Genomic DNA, 594 nt, shown 5'->3' on the forward strand with positions numbered 1-594 from the left:
CATAACGCCGCATTAAGGTGTGAGCAGCGCTTGGCTATACTTGAGCGAAGCGAAAACGCCAAGCGTTGTGAATCACTCTTAAATGCTTTGTTATGTTCGTAGCCATTTGTACATGACGTAGCTATCAACTAACCCTAAATGAGCATGCTTATATGCCTTGGGAATTGTACCTATGATTTGAAACCCTAGCTTCTCCCAAAGCTTCACAGCAACTTCATTGGTAGAGACCACGCTGTTAAATTGCATGGCATCAAAGCCAAGTCTTAGAGCTATTTCCTGAGAATGCTCACACATTAGGCGTGCAATGCCCTTACCTCTAGCTTCGCTAGAAACCATGTATCCACAATTACATATATGGCTACTTGGCCCCATTGCATTTGGCTTGATGTAGTAAGAGCCCAGTACAACGTCATTTTCTACGAAAGCAAAAGCTTTCACGGGAGATCCACACCATAAAGCGAAGGCTTGTTCTAGCGTCATATTTGGGCTAAAGGCATAAGTTTCTTGTGCCTGAATTACCGCTGAAAATGTTGGCCAAAACGACTCAAAATCGGCTTTTGTGATTTCCCTAATCATCAATTTCCTCCTAGAACA

1 protein-coding gene is annotated in these 594 nt (G+C 43.1%); it reads right to left on the reverse strand.

The annotated features are described in order from the left end of the window. Positions 1 to 90: 90 nt before the first annotated feature. The gene (locus tag RH45_RS22245; protein ID WP_008081732.1) at positions 91 to 576 is read right to left on the reverse strand and encodes a GNAT family N-acetyltransferase; all 486 of its coding nucleotides are present in this window, start codon (positions 574 to 576) and stop codon (positions 91 to 93) included. Between the last annotated feature and the right edge of the window lie 18 nt (positions 577 to 594).

Source organism: Vibrio sinaloensis DSM 21326 (assembly GCF_000189275.1).
Classification (GTDB): Bacteria; Pseudomonadota; Gammaproteobacteria; order Enterobacterales; family Vibrionaceae; genus Vibrio; species Vibrio sinaloensis.